The sequence below is a fragment of the Streptomyces sp. NBC_00400 genome, from assembly GCF_036048035.1.
GTDB lineage: Bacteria > Actinomycetota > Actinomycetes > Streptomycetales > Streptomycetaceae > Streptomyces.
Window position 1 is genome coordinate 7,209,702 of sequence record NZ_CP107940.1, and the last position, 15,001, is coordinate 7,224,702.

Genomic DNA, 15,001 nt, shown 5'->3' on the forward strand with positions numbered 1-15,001 from the left:
CCGGTGGCGTGGCGCCGCTGCCCGGTGGCGTGGCGTCGCTACTGGGCCCGGCCGAGGTCCCGGACGAGTGTGGGGGAGGGGCGGGGGATCTCACCGAAATCCTCGTCGTCGCTGTCCACCACGAGCCGGTTGATCACATTCTCCAGGGCGCTCGGCAGGGTCGGGGCGAGTCCGCTGTGCCACTGGACGAGAAGGTTGTGGCGGGCCGCGTCCGGCAGCAGCTGCTTCTCGTCGAACGCGGCCGCCGACCCGCGCCCCTCGTCGGGCGCATGCGCGGCCTGTTCGCGCCAGTAGGCGGCGTCGCGGTACTCACCGTTGCGGCGGTGGGAGAGGTACAGACAGTAGGCGGCGGTCCGGCTCCCGGCGCCGGCGCCGAAGTGCCACCAGAAATGGGCCGCGTCCTGGCGGCCGGTGATGTGCAGCAGACAGGCGAAGACCAGTGCGCCTTCGGGGTCGATGTGGTGGTCGTTGACCAGCCGTTCCAGGCTCGCCGCGGCCGCCGCCGCATTGACGACCAGCGCGCAGGCCAGCTGGAGCTCATGGGTGGCCTCGTCACGGGCGCTGGCGTAGGTGCTGGGCGCGCCCTGGCCGGCCCGGACCGGCCGTTCGGGTTCCGGCGGACCGTCCGGCGCCGCTGCCGAGGCCCGCAGGCAGGCGCCGAGGCCGCCGGGCACCCCCGCGTCATCGAGGTCACCCAGCCGTGCCGGACCATCGAGACCGGATACCGCCGCGGCGGCGCTGAGCAGTGTCTCGACGGTTTCCCGGCGGCCCGCGGGGCAGATGTGCGACATGGTCAGTTCCCCCTGGAATATCCCTGGTCGATACCGAGCGCGGCGGCGAGCTTGCGTTTGCCGCGGCTTGCGTAGGAGCGGACGGTGACTTCGTCGACGCCGAGCAAGGAGCCGATCTGTGCGTCGCTGTACCCGATGACATGGCGCAGCACGATCACATCGCACTGCCGCTCCGGCAGCCGGGCGATGGCCGCATACAGCCCCAACTGGCTCTCCAGCATGGCGAACTGCTGCTGGCACTCGCGCAGCAGGGCGTGGGTGACGACGGCGAACGCGGCGGTCTCGGTGAGGGCGGTGGGCTGCTGGTGGTCGTACAGCCACTCCACCACCCGTTCCTTGAGGACCGACCAGGCGTACGCCTCCACCGACGCCTGCCGCAGCGCATGCGGCCACAGCCGGCCGAGCCGGCCGTACGCCGCCCGGGTCACCTCACGGGCCGCGGCCTCGCTGCCGGTGTGCAGATAGGCGTACGTCAGCCATTTACGCGCATGCGTGGCCAGGAAGGCCTCGAAGGTGATCGAGAGCTGGCGGTCGAACGGGTCCGGCGCGACGTCCGGGAGCGAACCGCGGGGGAGTGGAGCTAACTCCGCGGTATGGACATGCGCTGGAGCGCACGCCGGTCGCAGTCGGTCCCGGTCTGCGCTCACGGGCAGTCCTCGTTCCGGTTCGCCGTGCACCGAGCCGGGCGCCGAAGCGCCGCCGGCCGCGGGAGGGGGGTTGGCCCTCACCCTCCAATGAACCGGAAAGGGCGGCCGTTTGTGGCATCGGCCGGGCAAAAATCTGCCGCTGCGTATTCATATGACTACGCGTGACCGTGGCATGTGACCACCGACGGCGCCGTGCGCCCGCGGCGCTGATGAGCGAATGCCTTCTGCCCGACGCGCTCGGGCCGGACCGGGCCGCCCGTCAGGAAGCGCCGGGTGTGCCCCGGCATGATCCGGCACGTACGGGGCAGTGCTCCAACAGCCGGGCGCACGGCGGCGGTTGATGCGCCGCCCGGAGTGCGCGGCGCGCTAAGGGCTTGCAGGGAAGCACGGTGTTGCTTCCCTGCAAACCCTTAGGGGGTGTCACCGCACGCCGAGGAGGCGTGCCGGGGCGGGTGCCGTACTGGGGAGGCAGCAGACGATGAGTGAGCACGGATCCGTGGTGGATCTTCAGCTGGACCGGGCCCATTCGTCCCGGATCTATGACTACCTCCTGGGCGGCAAGACCAACTTCCTGGCCGACCGGATGGCCGCCGGGGAGGTGTTGAGCGCCTTCCCCGCCGCGCTGGTCGCCGCCCGCATCAACCGCGAGTTCATGCACCGCGCCACCCGCGCCCTCGCCGAATCCGGCATGCGGCAGTTCCTCGACATCGGCACCGGCATCCCCACCCCGCCGAACCTCCACGAGGTCGCCCAGGGCATCGCCGCCGACGCCCGGGCCGTCTACACCGACAACGACCCGATCGTCCTCGCGCACGCGGCGGCCCTCCTGCTCAGCACCCCCGAGGGACGCACCGCCTACGTCCAGGCCGATGTCACCGACCCGGCCGGCATCCTCAAGGCGCCCCAGCTCCTCGACACCCTCGACCTGGACCGTCCGGTCGCGCTCAGCCTGAACGCCCTGATGCACTTCGTCCCGGACGACGACCGGGACCACGCCCACACCATCGTCGAGACCCTGAAGGCCGCACTTCCGTCCGGCAGCACCCTCGCCATGAGCCATGCGACGGCGGACTTCGACCCCGGGGCGATGGGCAAGATCATCAAGATCTACGGTGCCGCGGGCACCCGGCTCGAGTTCCGCTCCCGCGCCGCCTTCCTGCGTTTCTTCGACGGCTGGGAGCTACTGGAACCGGGCGTCACCCTCTCCCACCAGTGGCGCCCCGACCACCCCGAGGACGCCACCCATGTCACGGACGCGGAGGCCGCCTGCTACGCGGGCGTGGCCCGCAAACCCTGAACCCGCGGGAGCGGACGGCCCGGTGAAGGACCGGGTGCCCCCGTCGTTTCAGACGAAGGCCGGTTCGCGGAAGGTGTTGCAGATGTCCGTCGGGGCAGCCGATCGTGGGTGTAGTAAAGCTGGCAACGCCCGAACGGTGGTCGCGCACCGCGGCGCGCATTGCCGCGATGGAAGGCGTGATACACGCAGCGCGAGGACCACGACCGGGCTACCTCGGGCTGATCGTGACCCTGTAGGTGGCTCCGGCCCTGCCGTGGGTGCTCACGGTGACGGTCTGGCCGTGGTCGTCCCAACTGGCTTTGTTGCCTTGGATATCGACGCGGTAGCCGCCTGGGTACGTGTCCCTGGGCACGGTGATCCGGGTGGGCCCCGCCGCGTTGTCGCGGGTGCGGAAGGTGAGCGTGTAGGTGCGTGTGGCCGGGGCGTACGCGAACGTGAGCGGGTCGCCCGCGACGGCCTGCGCGTACGGCTGGACGAGCAGCCGGGCGTTGGGCTTCGCGGCGCCCGTCCGGTCGAGGAAGCAGTAGCCGCCGCCCCGGCACCACTGCCACCACGTCCAGCCACTGGAGAAGCGGTCCAGGGAGGCGGTCATGTCGGTGACGAACTGGCTTGCGTGCGGAACGTAGGGGTTGCCGCCCCACTCCCCCACGATCACCGGCATGCGGTGACGGGTCGGGTAGTCGCTGATCGCTGCCTCGTAGGCGGGGATGAAGGTGCCGTTGGGGTCGTAGTCGGCGCCGGTTTCCATCGCGGTCTCGTAGAAGTGCGGCGCGTAGGCGGCGTGCGGGTCGTCGATGTGGCCCATCCGGGTGGGGACGCCGACACCGACGATGACGGTGGGTTCGACCAATACCCACGACCTGTGGTCGACCAGGCGGATCGCCTGGGCAAGGCGGTTCCACAGCTCGGTGAGCCCGGTGGCCTCGAAGCGGGCCGCGGCGGTGGGGAGGTCTTCGCCTTCGAGGAACTTCGCGAACGGCTCGTTCATCAGGTCGTAGCCGAGCAGCGCCGGGTGCCTGCCCAGGGCGGAGGCGACCGTCATCCACATGCGAGCGTGCGCGGCGCGGAGGTCGGCGTCCTTGTACAGGTGGTCAAAGGCGGTCTGTACGGAGGGCTCGAAGTACTCGGAGAACCAGTCGTCGGGTATCGGCCAGAACGGTAACCCCTCGTCGCGGGTGGCCCAGTCGGGGACGCCGCGGGAGCCGAAGTGGGGGCCGTAAACGTCCTGGTGGGCGTCGAGGATGACCTTGATGTGGGAGCGGTCGGCCCAGTCCAGGATGCGGCGCATCTTGGTGAGGTAGCCGCGGTCGTAGTGCCCGGGGGTGGGTTCGAGGTCGTCCCAGAAGAACGCGAGGCGCGCGAGGTTGAAGCCCCGGGCGGCCATGTCCTTGAGGTCGCTCTCGTGGATGTCGGCGAACGCGTTGGCGCCTCGGCTGCTCTTGTCGGCGAGGTTGAAGCCGCGCCACTGGAGCGCGCGGCCTTGGCCGTCGGTGATGAAGGTGCGGCCCCCGACCGTGACCCGGTCGGGGGCGCGGCCGGGGGCGTGGCCGGGGCCGGCCTGGGCCTGCGGGGGGAGGACGCCGAGCAGGAGAGCGGCCACGGCGAGGGCGGCGGGCGCGACGCGGGAGGTCAGGCGCATGCAGGAGACCCTTTCGAGGACGGCTGCTTGGGCGGCGTGCTACTGGCCGGCCGGATGCTACTGGCGGGTGGGTGAAGTTCCCAGGAGTTCGCGGGAGTTGGCGGGGATTCCTTCTTCAAGGGCTTCCCCGGCGTCATCGCCGGGAGCCTCGGGCTCTTCGCGGCGCCCCGCCCTCGCCAACCACCTCAAAGCCGGCTACCTGCACGGCTTCGTCACCGGCTCGCCGAACCGGTTCGGCACAATCCGCCTCGAACGTCTCGCGCTCCTGGCCGGACACCCGCCCGCCCGCCAGAACTCCTGCCACGAGGCCTGACCCGTACGCGTGCGTCTCACCGGCGCCGCAAGCCGGGGCCTGGCCTCCGCACATCCCAGGAGCCCGGCAGGAGACGCACTCGTCGAGCGTGAACCGGGCCTCCTGAGAACGGGGGAGATGCCGCAGTCCCCGCCGGTCCCAGAAGGCCCTCACCCGTTCAAGCACCACCAGGGTGCATATCGCCTGTTACCGGCTTCCGGGAGCAACGCACCCGGCGCTTCACTCCTTGCGGTATCCGTACGCCTCGCCGGCCGCCGCCGCGACCGCGTCCAGGTCCGCCCCGGCCGATGCGGCGACCACGGCGGCCACCGCGCCCTCGACCAACGGTGCGTCCACCAGCCGGGCGCCCTCGGGGAGTTCGTCGCCCTCGGCGATCAGGGCCTTGACGGTCAGTACGGCGCTGCCCAGGTCGACCAGGATCGCCACGCCCGCTCCGCGGTCCACCGTCCGCGCCGCCTTGGTGATCAGCTCCGCACTCGTCCCCAGCCCGCCGTCCGGTGTACCGCCCGCGCCGGCCACCGGCACCGTGACCCCGTTGCCGGCCAGTCCGAGGGCCAGCGTCGCCACGGAATCGGCGACCGGCCCGCTGTGCGACACCAGCACCACCCCGACCGGAGCGCCCTCACCGCCTGCCGTACCGCCTGCCGTCTGCGCGCTCACTTGGCCACCTCCGCAAGCGCCGCGAACAGCAGCGCCGAGGAGGTCGCCCCCGGGTCCTGATGCCCGATGCTGCGTTCCCCCAGGTAGCTCGCCCTGCCCTTCCTGGCCTGCAACGGTACGGTCGCCAGTGCACCCTGCTCGGCCGCCTCCGCCGCCGCGTCGAAGGAGGCCGACAGTGCCGTGACCCCCGGAACCAGCGCATCGAGCATCGTCTTGTCCCCCGGCGCCGATCCGCCGAGCTGCCCCACCGCATCCACGCCGGCGGCCAGCCCCGACCGCAACTCCTCGGCCGACACGCGCGCCGCCTCGCCCAGCGCCTTGCCGGCGCGCCGCAGCAGCGTCCCGTACAGCGGCCCGGACGCCCCGCCCACACTGGAGATCAGCTGCCGTCCGGCGGTGGTCAGCACCGCACCGGGCGTCGCCGGCGGCTCCGCCTCCAGAGTCTTGACCACGGCCGTGAAGCCGCGCTGCATATTCCTTCCGTGGTCGGCGTCACCGATGGGCGAGTCCAGCTCGGTGAGCCGGTCGGCCTCCCGGTCGATGACGGCGGCGGCCGCCGTCATCCAGCGTACGAAGAACGCGGCATCCAGCACCGTTTCGGACACGGACTACTCTCCTTGGTTGTTCGGGCACGGAGTGAAGAAAGCGGAAGCCGTACGGCCACGCGCAGCGGATACGGACCTGCGGCCCCATACGGACAGAAGAGATACGGAGACGGATGCCGTCCCGCCCCAGACCCCTGCGGAGCGGTGCGGCTGTGGCGTCACCGCCCCCAGCGAAGCCCGGGCGTCTGCACCGGCGCGTCCCACAGCCGCAGCAGTTCCCCGTCGACCTGGCACAGCGTCACCGAGCAGCCGGCCATGTCCAGCGACGTCACATAGTTCCCCACGAGCGTGCGGGCCACCGCCACCCCCCGCTCGTCGAGCACCCGGCGGACCTCGGCGTTGAATCCGTACAGTTCCAGCAGCGGGGTCGCCCCCATGCCGTTGACCAGCACCAGTACCGGCAGCCTCGGATCCAGGTCCTCCAGGATCGCGTCCACGCTGAAGTCCGCGATCTCGCGCGAGGTCATCATCGCGCGGCGCTCCCGCCCCGGCTCACCATGGATCCCGACGCCCAACTCCAGCTCCCCGGACGGGAGATCGAACGTCGGGCTGCCCTTGGCCGGGGTCGTACAGGCACCCAGCGCCACACCGAAGCTGCGCGACGACGCCACGACCTGCCGGGCCAGCGCCTCCACCCGCCCCAGCGGCATGCCCTCCTCCGCCGCGGCACCGGCGATCTTCTCCACGAAGAGCGTCGCCCCGGTGCCGCGCCGCCCCGCCGTGAACGTCGAGTCGGTCACCGCGACATCGTCATTGACGAGCACGCTGGCCACCTGCACCCCTTCGTCCTCCGCCAGCTCCGCCGCCATCTGGAAGTTGAGTACGTCCCCGGTGTAGTTCTTGACGATGAACAGCACCCCGTTGCCGCTGTCCACGGCCGCGGCGGCCCGCACCATCTGATCGGGCACCGGCGAGGTGAAGACCTCGCCCGGACAGGCGGCGTCCAGCATCCCGGGCCCGACGAACCCCCCGTGCAGCGGCTCGTGCCCGCTGCCGCCCCCGGACAACAGCGCCACCTTCCCCTCCACCGGCGCGTCCCGCCGTACGATCACCCGGTTCTCGGCGTCCACCACCAATTCGGGGTGCGCCGCGGCCATCCCGCGCAGCGCATCGGCGACGACGGTCTCGGCGACGTTGATCAGCATCTTCATGGGTACCTCCCGGTGACTTGAGCAGGCGAGCTTTGAGTGGCGTTCTTCCAGGTCAGGTGGGGTGTCGAGCTGTGCTGATCTTGACATGCTCCGGCGTTTTCCGACAGGGGTGAAGGGGGGCGGAGCCCGCAGGGCCGAGGCCGGGTCCGGCGGACCTCACACCCTGCTGACGGGCCGTCAGTCATGTTCGCTTCGGCCTCCGACGTGCCGGGACTCGGTGGTGCAAGTATCGGGCGAGGTGGGCGCTGGTGGCACTGTTGCGTGCTGGTGTCGTTGTGATCGGTGTGGCGTGGTGACTGCGCTGCTTCCCTGGTCCGGTGCCGGGTAAAACCATCGATCCGCATGCCGGGCCTCTCGTCAACCCCCGCGGGCACGGGAGCGGGCGCGCAGGCGCCGCGAGGCAGGCGGGACTGTGAAGGCAGGTCCTGGGGCCCCGCGGTGTTACGCCACCAGTGGCCGGTCGCGGGGGCCGATCGGGGCGGGAAGCGCGGTGGAGCCGGTCAGATACCGGTCCGCGGCCGCCGCGGTGGCCCGTCCCTCGGCGATGGCCCACACCACCAGGGACTGGCCGCGCCCCGCGTCGCCCGCGACGAAGACCCCGTCCGGACCGGTGGGGGCGGCCTGCCCGGCAGACCCTGCCGCCTCGGCCGCGAAGCCGCCGTCACGGGCGAAGTTCCCCCGGTCGTCCCGCGTGAGCCCCAGCTGCCGGATCAGACCGCTGCCCCGCTCGGGACCGGAGAAACCCAGGGCGAGCAGCACCAGCTCCGCCGGGATCACCCGCTCGGTCTCCGGGCGCGGCCTTCGGGCCGTGGGCTCCACCTCCGTCAGGCGCAGCGCGCACACCCGGCCGGTCGTGGTCCCTTCGAAGTGGAGGGTGGCGGAGGAGAAGACCCTCGGATCCGTGCCTTCCCGGCCCCGGGCCTCTTCATGGGCGTGGGAGATCCGGTAGACCTTCGGGTAGACGGGCCAGGGCTCGCGGTCCGGCCGGGCATCGCCCGGCTCCGGGTTGATGTCCAGCTGTACGACGGAGGCCGCGCCCTGGCGCAGGGCGGTGCCCAGGCAGTCCGAGCCGGTGTCCCCGCCTCCGACGATCACCACATGCTTGCCCTCCGCGGTGACCGGCGGCGCGGCGTAATCGCCCTCCACGACCCGGTTGGCGAGGGGCAGGTAGTCCATGGCCTGGTGGATGCCGCGCAGCTCGCGGCCGGGCACGGGCAGCTCCCGCTGCTCGGTGGCTCCGACGGCGATGACCACCGCGTCATGGCGCCTGCGGAGCTCGGTGGCGTCGATATCGCTGCCGACGTTCACGCCCGTGCGGAACTTGGTGCCCTCCGCCCGCATCTGCTCGATGCGGCGGTCCAGATGCCGCTTGGCCATCTTGAACGCGGGGATGCCGTAGCGCAGCAGTCCGCCGACGCGGTCGGCGCGCTCGTAGACCACGACGGTATGGCCGATGCGGGTGAGCTGTTGGGCCGCCGCCAGCCCGGCGGGACCGGAGCCGATGACGGCGACGGTCTTGCCGCTCAGCCGCTCCGGCGGATGCGGCGCCGCATAGCCGCGCTCCCATATCTGGTCGGCGATGGCCTCCTCGACATTTTTGATCGTCACCGGATCGGCGTTGAGGGCCAGTACACAGGCGGCCTCGCACGGCGCCGGGCACAGCCGGCCGGTGAACTCGGGGAAGTTGTTCGTCGCGTGCAGCCGCTCGGCCGCGGCCCGCCAGTCGCCCCGCGCCGCGTACGCGTTCCACTCGGGGATGAGGTTCCCCAGCGGGCAGCCGCTGTGACAGAACGGTATGCCGCAGTCCATACAGCGGTCCGCCTGCTCGGACACCAGCGGGAGCAGCGCCTGCCCGGCGTAGACCTCGTCCCAGTCGTCCAGCCGTTCCTCGACGGGGCGCGGCGGGACGGGCCGGCGGGGGAACTTGAGGAAGCCGCGAGGATCGGTCATGCCCCGCCTCCCTCGCTCACTCGCGGTGCAATACGGCGGTCCAGGTCAGCCTACGCCTGCTTTGTCCCGGTTTCATCGGTCGACGGGCACGGCGAGGGGGTACATCCCGCTGAGGGGACCGCATCCCGGCCGGGGAGCCGTGTCCCGGTCAGGGGCCGCGTCGGCTCCCCTCCCGGTACCCGCGGCACAGCAGCGGGCGCATCCGTCCCACAGGGCGTATATGTGAATCCATCGGGAGGTCCCGACTGTGTGAATCCATCGGGAGGTCTCGCGTATCTTCCGCGTCGCGCGCGGCCCGGCAGTGAGAGGGGCACGGTGAAGAGCTTGCAGCCCACGCCGGCGAAGGGGGCGTGGACGCTCGTGACGCTGGCCCTCCTGGCCGGCGTCCTGCTGGACCTCTTCGCGCCGCAGCCGTACATGGGTCTCCCGCTGCTGGCGGCCGCACCGCTGGTCGCGGGTGCCATGCTCTCCTTCCGTTCCGCGTGCGTCGTCGTGGGTGTCGTCTGTGTGGTCTCGGTGGGACTGGATCTCGAGCGCGGACGTCCGGCGACGCCACGGTATGTCGATCTGGCCGTGGTCGGCCTGATCGGTGTGCTGGCGCTCGCGGTCAACCGGCTCCTGCTGCGCCAAGGGCGCGATCTCGCGCTGGCCAGGGATGTCGCGGAGGCGGTCCAGCGGGCGGTGCTCCCCGATCCGCCCAGGGAGGTCGGGCCGCTGGCGGTGGCCGCCGGGTACACCGCGGCGCAGGCCGAGGCGCGGATCGGCGGTGATCTGTATGCCGTGCAGGAGACGCCGTTCGGGGTGCGAATGATCATCGGGGATGTGCGGGGCAAAGGGATGGAGGCCGTCGCCGCCGTGTCCGTCGCCATCGGTGCCTTCCGTCAGGAGGCCGAGTACGCTCCTACCCTGGCCACACTGGTCCAGCGACTGGATGAGGCCATGGCCAGGGCCGCGGCCAGGAGCGGCCCGGTGGCCTCCACCGAAGGGTTCACCACCGCCGTACTGGCCGAGGTGTCCGACGACGGCGGGGCGCTGAGCCTGGTCAACCGAGGGCATCCGCCGCCGTACCTGGTCCATGGCGGGCAGCTCGTACGGCTCGACCCGACCCTCCCGCAGCTGCCCCTCGGCATGGGGCTGGGGGACGCCACGCCGGCCGGCTCCGCTCCCGTCGACATGGTGCGGCTGCCCCTGGGTGCCTCACTGCTGCTGGTCACCGACGGCGTCACCGAGGCCCGGGACGCGGCGGGCACCTTCTACGATCCGGTCTCCTCGCGCCGCATGGGCAGACGGTTCGCCGAACCGGAGGCGCTGGTGGCGGCCCTGACCAGGGACGTCGGCCGCTGGACCGGGGAGCATCACCAGGACGACATGGCCATCCTGGCCGTCACCCGGCGTGGTGCTTCTTTGCCGTCTTCATCGGCAACGCCCCCTGAGTGCACCTGAAGTGACGCAACGTCATGAATCGCCTTCCCCTGGGGCGGGCAGGTGCACCCGGCGGGTCAGACGGGTGTGACCGGCCCGGCCGGCAAGGCGGCGAGCAGCATCAGGGCCACGTCGTCCTGCCGGTCCGTATCGTCCTGCCGGTACTCCAGGAGGGCGTCGGCGAGACGTTCCGGACCCACCGGCGGCGCGTCGTTGAGGCGCCGGGCGAGGTCGGCGACGGAGTGCTCCGGATCCGTTCCCGGCGTTTCGACCAGGCCGTCGGTGTACAGGGCCAGTACGGACTTCGGCGGCAGGGTGATCTCCGTGGCGGTGTACCGGGCACCGGGCTCGATGCCCAGGAGCAGCCCCGGAGGGAGGTGCAGCACGGTGGTGTGCCGGTCGGGGTGGCGGAGCAGGGGCGGCGGATGGCCGGCGCCGGCCAGGCACGCCCGCCGCGTCCGCAGGTCGATATGGACGTACAGGCAGCTGGTGAACAGATCCGGGTCCAGGTCGGCCAGCAGCCGGTTCGTCCGTGCCAGTACTTCGGCGGGGGAGGCCCCGGCGGTCGCATAGGCGCGGACGGCGGTGCGGGCCTGCCCCATGAAGGCGGCGGCGGCCGCGTTGTGGCCCTGCACATCGCCGATGACGGCAGCGATGCTGTCGTCATCGAGGCGGATCAGATCGTAGAAGTCGCCGCCGATGTCCATACCGCGGGTCGCCGGCAGATAGCGGGCGGCGACGGCGAAGCCCGGTACGCGGGGCAGGCCGTGCGGCAGCAGGGCGGCCTGCAGATCGTGCGCCAGTTGCTGCTTGGTGTCGTACAGGCGGGCACGGTCGAGCGCCTGGGCAATCAGGCCCGCGAGTGAGGTGAGGACCTGGCGCTCGTCCTGGCTGAACGTACGGGGCCGGGTGTACGAGAGGATGCAGCAGCCGACCGGGCGGCCGGACACGATCAGCGGCAGCACCGCCCGGGCCGCCTTGCCGGTCAGATGCGGCAGTCCCGGGTAGTCGCGTTCCATCTCCTCGCAGGTGGTGTAGAAGCTGGGTTCCCCGGTGGCGAGGGCATGGACGGCGGGGCTGACGGCGGCGCCTAGGGCGACGCCTTCGAAGGTGGCGACGGCCTCGGCGGAGTAGCCGCGGTGGCCGATGGTCCGCAGCCGGCCCGCCTCGGCGGCGTACATGATCATCCCTTGGGCCCCGAACGCCGGCACGATCTGGTCGGCGACGAGATCGACGACGTCCTGGACCCCCACGGCCTCGGTGAGGGCGGCCGAAAGATGCAGCACGTGGTAGATCTGGCCGGCCCGTGCGGGCAGGACGTCCGCCGGTGTGGGATACGGCTCCACCGGGCTGTGGTCCTTGCCCGAGGGGCTGATCCACACGCTCAGGCCCCTGCCGTCCGGGAACAGCCGGAAGGTGAGCCACTGATCCGGTGGCCGGCAGGCGGTGAACGACATCGGCCGACGGCTGATCACCGCGGCGCGGTAGCGGTCCTCGAAGGCCGGGTCGCGCAGCCACGGCAGGATCTCCCAGGGGTGCGCACCGAGCAGCCGGGCGTCCGGCTCACCGAGCAGCCCGGCCGCGCCGGTTGTCACGAAGGTGATGCGTCCTTCCAGGTCGAGGGCGCAGCAGCCGCCGGGCAGCCGCTCCAGACAGTCGGCCGCTGCCAGCGCCTCGTCCGGGCCCACGGTCCGCGCCGGCGGGATGGTCAGCACCCGCGGCGCATCGGACGGGGGAGCGGAGCCGTCGGACGGGGGAGCGGAGCCATCGGGCTGGTGAGCGGAGCCTGCGGACGGGGGAGCGGGGTCTTCGGGCCGGGGATGTTTCCGCAGCAGCGCCGCCAGGTGCCGGCACGAGGCCTCCATCGCCGTGCGCTCGTCCGCCGAGAGCCGTGGTGCGTGGCCGGCCGGCCACAGCAACAGCAGTGCGCCCCGGGGGCCGGTGGTGCCGCCGACCGGCGCGGCCGCCAGCGAGAACTCGTAGGGCACGGCCACCGCGGTACGGGGGAAGTCACGGGACAGCTGCCGTTGGCCGCCGACCCACACCAGGCGCCGTTCGCGCGAGGCGACGGCGACCGGGATCGGCGCGGCCAGCGCCACCCGGCTCCAGGGCGCCAGGAAGGGCGCCGGGAGCCCGCTCATGACGGTCAGCTGCAGGACCGGCTCGTCGTCCGCCAGCACATACAGCCCGCCGGCCGACGCTCCGGTCTCCCGCAGCGCGCACAGCAGCGCCCCGCCCACCGGGTCGGCTCCGGCGCCGCCGGTCATCGCACACCCGCACACAGCTGTCGTGCCATCGAGGCTCACTCCGGCGCGCCGGTTCTCCCTGTGCCGAGATCGTCGGGACGTCGTCGTTCCGGCGTCTCTTACGGGACAGTCATGACGTTACGCCGCCGACCGGGCCGCGGCACTCGCTACCGGTCCAACCGATACCTCCCGGTAACGCCCTGACCAGCCCAAGATGCGGTGTGCTGAGCCCGTATATCATGTAATGGCGTTGCCTAGCAGCGACGCGGGCAGCATGTCGCCTCCGATTCCGGAGAGGGAACATGGCCGCAGACGAAGAGGGCGAGGCCGGAGAAACCCGGCGTCCGTCCGGTAAGAAGACCGCCAGGAAAACCAGCAGCGTTCGGGCCGGCAGCCGCGAGAGGGAAACGGAGCGCACGGCCCGCCGTGTCTCCGCGCCACGTGCGATGCGCTACGCGGCCGGGCAGCTGGAAGAGCTGCTGGGCCGGGCGCCCGAGTCCGTCTCCTCGGTGCAGCCGACGGAGGACGGCTGGCAGGCGGACGTGGAAGTCCTGGAGCTGGAACGTGTCCCCGCGACCACCAGCGTGATGGCGACCTACCGAGTGGTGCTGGACAAGGAAGGCGAGCTGGTGGCGTACGAACGCACCCGCCGCTACACCCGAGGCCAGATCGACCGGCGTTGAGGCCCGGCCCCGGTTGCCGTGGCAGAACGTTCGCCAGGCGAATGACACGGCCACTCCGCACCAGACGGGGTGAGCCGGTGAAGGGAGGCACCGTGACTGTGGTGCCGCAAGGCGGAGGGCCCGTCGCCACCGGCGGCGGAGGGGGCTCCGGAAATCTTTACGACATCCTCGATCTGATCCTGGACCGCGGGCTGGTCATCGACGTTTTCGTGCGCGTGTCGCTGGTGGGTATCGAAATCCTCAAGATCGATGCCCGCATCGTCGTGGCGAGCGTCGACACCTACCTGCGCTTCGCCGAGGCCTGCAACCGCCTCGACCTGGAGGAGGGGCGCAAGGCGCCCTCCCAGCTGACCGACATCGTCGGCGAGGTCACCGAGGGCGGTTCGCACGGCAAGGCCAAGGGCGCGCTGTCCGGGGCCGCGGAAGCGGTGACCGACGCCCTCAAGGGCGGCGGGGACGAGGAGCGCGAGGAGAGGCACAAGGAGCCCGCCGAGCGGCGCGAGCGCCCGGCTCGCCGGCCGGCCCGGCGCCGAAAGGAATGAGCGATGGCCGTCTACGTCTACTCCATTGTCGCGACCACCCACCCACAGCAACTGGAGGGTCTGGAGGGGGTGGGAAAACCGCCGTCCACCCTGCGCACGGTGCAGACCGAGGAGCTCTCCGCGGTCGTCAGCGACGCTCCCGAGGAGTTGCGTCCCAAACGCCGCGACCTCGCCGCCCACCAGGTGGTCCAGGAACAGCTGATGGCCGACGGTACGGTCCTGCCGCTGCAGTTCGGCTTCACGACCACCGACGACGACGCCGTGCGGGACGTGCTGGAGGAGCGTGCGGAGGAATTCGCCGAGCGGCTGGAGGCGCTGGAAGGCTGCACGGAATACCACCTGAAGGCCGCCCAGGAGGAGGAGTCGATGCTGCGGCAGATCCTCAGGGAGTCGGATGAGGCCCGTGCGCTCAACGAGCAGATCAAAAGCGGCACCGGAAGTCCGGATCTGCCGCTCGCCCTCGGTGAACTGATTTCCCAGGAAGTGCAGGCACGGCAGGACCGGCTGGCCGGCCAAGTCCTCGATGCGCTGCGCGGGTTCGCCCGGGAGGAAAGCGGTTTCCAGCCGAACGGGAACGACTTCCTGAGCGTGTCTTTCCTGGTGGAACGGGACAACGAGAAGAGTTTCCTCGCCGCTGAGCAGGATCTCGCCAAGGAGCTGGGGGAGGACTTCGGCCTCCGGCTGCTCGGCCCGCTTCCCGCCTACAGCTTCGTCTAGGGAGGCCTCATGGGCCTGTTGAGTCAAATCGCCACCTTTCCGCTGGCGCCGGTGCGCGGCGTGGCATGGGTCATGGAACGCGCCCTGGAGGCCGCGGAGAACGAGTACTACGACCCCGAACCCATCGAGCGGGAACTCGCCGAGCTGGAACGGGCGCTGCTGGCAGGAGAGATCTCCGAGGAGGCGTTCGACCGGCGCGAGGACGAACTCCTGGACCGGCTGGACGAGATCAGGGCCCATGCCCAGGGCACCGACACCACCTGACCACGGCGGCCGGCGCGGCGGCGGGACGCGGGAACGCGCACCCGTCGCCACGCCGGGAGATGAGGGAATCGAGG

The 15,001-nt window shown here is 71.4% G+C and carries 14 protein-coding genes; 6 read left to right on the top strand and 8 right to left on the bottom strand.

Translation table 11 applies throughout. The annotated features are described in order from the left end of the window. Positions 1–38: 38 nt before the first annotated feature. Both OHS81_RS31680 and OHS81_RS31685 read right to left on the bottom strand, forming a co-directional pair. Entirely contained in the window at positions 39–791 is a 753-nt protein-coding gene (locus OHS81_RS31680; protein ID WP_328388927.1) for a hypothetical protein, read from the bottom strand. 2 nt (positions 792–793) lie between these two features. Continuing rightward, on the bottom strand, positions 794–1,438 hold the full coding sequence (locus OHS81_RS31685) for an RNA polymerase sigma factor (RefSeq protein WP_328388929.1): 645 nt from the start codon (positions 1,436–1,438) through the stop codon (positions 794–796). A gap of 478 nt (positions 1,439–1,916) precedes the next feature. Between OHS81_RS31685 and OHS81_RS31690 the strand changes: the two genes are divergently transcribed. After that, a complete protein-coding gene (locus OHS81_RS31690) occupies positions 1,917–2,735 on the top strand; it encodes an SAM-dependent methyltransferase (RefSeq protein WP_328388931.1) in 819 nt (272 codons plus the stop codon). A gap of 208 nt (positions 2,736–2,943) precedes the next feature. On the opposite strand, the gene OHS81_RS31695 is transcribed toward OHS81_RS31690, so the two are convergent. The 5 genes from OHS81_RS31695 to OHS81_RS31715 all read right to left on the bottom strand — a co-directional run bounded on the left by OHS81_RS31695 (position 2,944) and on the right by OHS81_RS31715 (position 9,053). After that, positions 2,944–4,374, bottom strand: a complete 1,431-nt coding sequence (locus OHS81_RS31695; RefSeq protein ID WP_328388933.1) for a cellulase family glycosylhydrolase — start codon at positions 4,372–4,374, stop codon at positions 2,944–2,946. Positions 4,375–4,906: 532 nt separating this feature from the next. Then, positions 4,907–5,347, bottom strand: coding sequence for a PTS-dependent dihydroxyacetone kinase phosphotransferase subunit DhaM (locus OHS81_RS31700; RefSeq protein WP_328388935.1), 441 nt, complete (start codon positions 5,345–5,347; stop codon positions 4,907–4,909). Continuing rightward, on the bottom strand, positions 5,344–5,940 hold the full coding sequence (gene dhaL, locus OHS81_RS31705) for a dihydroxyacetone kinase subunit DhaL (RefSeq protein WP_328391551.1): 597 nt from the start codon (positions 5,938–5,940) through the stop codon (positions 5,344–5,346). The genes OHS81_RS31700 and dhaL overlap by 4 nt, the downstream gene beginning before the upstream one ends. A 170-nt stretch (positions 5,941–6,110) precedes the next feature. Continuing rightward, the gene (dhaK, locus tag OHS81_RS31710) at positions 6,111–7,103 is read right to left on the bottom strand and encodes a dihydroxyacetone kinase subunit DhaK (RefSeq protein WP_328388937.1); all 993 of its coding nucleotides are present in this window, start codon (positions 7,101–7,103) and stop codon (positions 6,111–6,113) included. 441 nt (positions 7,104–7,544) lie between these two features. Further along, a complete protein-coding gene (locus tag OHS81_RS31715) occupies positions 7,545–9,053 on the bottom strand; it encodes a glutamate synthase subunit beta (RefSeq protein ID WP_328388939.1) in 1,509 nt (502 codons plus the stop codon). Between the two features lie 315 nt (positions 9,054–9,368). On the opposite strand from OHS81_RS31715, the gene OHS81_RS31720 reads away from it, so the two are divergent. Beyond that, the gene (locus OHS81_RS31720) at positions 9,369–10,496 is read left to right on the top strand and encodes a PP2C family protein-serine/threonine phosphatase (RefSeq protein WP_443058795.1); all 1,128 of its coding nucleotides are present in this window, start codon (positions 9,369–9,371) and stop codon (positions 10,494–10,496) included. Positions 10,497–10,552: 56 nt separating this feature from the next. Here OHS81_RS31720 and OHS81_RS31725 read toward each other — a convergent pair whose 3' ends face one another. Further along, the gene (locus tag OHS81_RS31725) at positions 10,553–12,742 is read right to left on the bottom strand and encodes a SpoIIE family protein phosphatase (protein ID WP_328388941.1); all 2,190 of its coding nucleotides are present in this window, start codon (positions 12,740–12,742) and stop codon (positions 10,553–10,555) included. 281 nt (positions 12,743–13,023) lie between these two features. Between OHS81_RS31725 and OHS81_RS31730 the strand changes: the two genes are divergently transcribed. The 4 genes from OHS81_RS31730 (at position 13,024) to OHS81_RS31745 (ending at position 14,927) form a co-directional block, all read left to right on the top strand. After that, the gene (locus OHS81_RS31730) at positions 13,024–13,404 is read left to right on the top strand and encodes a gas vesicle protein GvpO (protein WP_328388943.1); all 381 of its coding nucleotides are present in this window, start codon (positions 13,024–13,026) and stop codon (positions 13,402–13,404) included. Positions 13,405–13,496: 92 nt separating this feature from the next. Next, positions 13,497–13,946, top strand: coding sequence for a gas vesicle structural protein GvpA (locus OHS81_RS31735; protein ID WP_328388945.1), 450 nt, complete (start codon positions 13,497–13,499; stop codon positions 13,944–13,946). Positions 13,947–13,949: 3 nt separating this feature from the next. After that, positions 13,950–14,663 carry a GvpL/GvpF family gas vesicle protein gene (locus OHS81_RS31740; protein WP_328388947.1) on the top strand — a complete coding sequence of 238 codons (714 nt, stop codon included), beginning with the start codon at positions 13,950–13,952 and terminating at the stop codon, positions 14,661–14,663. A gap of 9 nt (positions 14,664–14,672) precedes the next feature. Further along, complete coding sequence (locus OHS81_RS31745) at positions 14,673–14,927, top strand: gas vesicle protein GvpG (RefSeq protein WP_328388949.1); 255 nt, start codon at positions 14,673–14,675, stop codon at positions 14,925–14,927. Positions 14,928–15,001: the final 74 nt, after the last annotated feature.

Excerpts from the sequence above, each read along its gene's own strand:
- OHS81_RS31690 (WP_328388931.1), top strand. The coding sequence starts at position 1,917 with ATGAGTGAGCACGGATCCGTGGTGGATCTTCAGCTGGACCGGGCCCAT.
- OHS81_RS31715 (WP_328388939.1), bottom strand. The coding sequence starts at position 9,053 with ATGACCGATCCTCGCGGCTTCCTCAAGTTCCCCCGCCGGCCCGTCCCG.
- OHS81_RS31695 (WP_328388933.1), bottom strand. The coding sequence starts at position 4,374 with ATGCGCCTGACCTCCCGCGTCGCGCCCGCCGCCCTCGCCGTGGCCGCT.
- OHS81_RS31740 (WP_328388947.1), top strand. The coding sequence starts at position 13,950 with ATGGCCGTCTACGTCTACTCCATTGTCGCGACCACCCACCCACAGCAA.
- OHS81_RS31680 (WP_328388927.1), bottom strand. The coding sequence starts at position 791 with ATGTCGCACATCTGCCCCGCGGGCCGCCGGGAAACCGTCGAGACACTG.
- OHS81_RS31745 (WP_328388949.1), top strand. The coding sequence starts at position 14,673 with ATGGGCCTGTTGAGTCAAATCGCCACCTTTCCGCTGGCGCCGGTGCGC.
- OHS81_RS31730 (WP_328388943.1), top strand. The coding sequence starts at position 13,024 with ATGGCCGCAGACGAAGAGGGCGAGGCCGGAGAAACCCGGCGTCCGTCC.
- OHS81_RS31725 (WP_328388941.1), bottom strand. The coding sequence starts at position 12,742 with ATGACCGGCGGCGCCGGAGCCGACCCGGTGGGCGGGGCGCTGCTGTGC.
- dhaK (WP_328388937.1), bottom strand. The coding sequence starts at position 7,103 with ATGAAGATGCTGATCAACGTCGCCGAGACCGTCGTCGCCGATGCGCTG.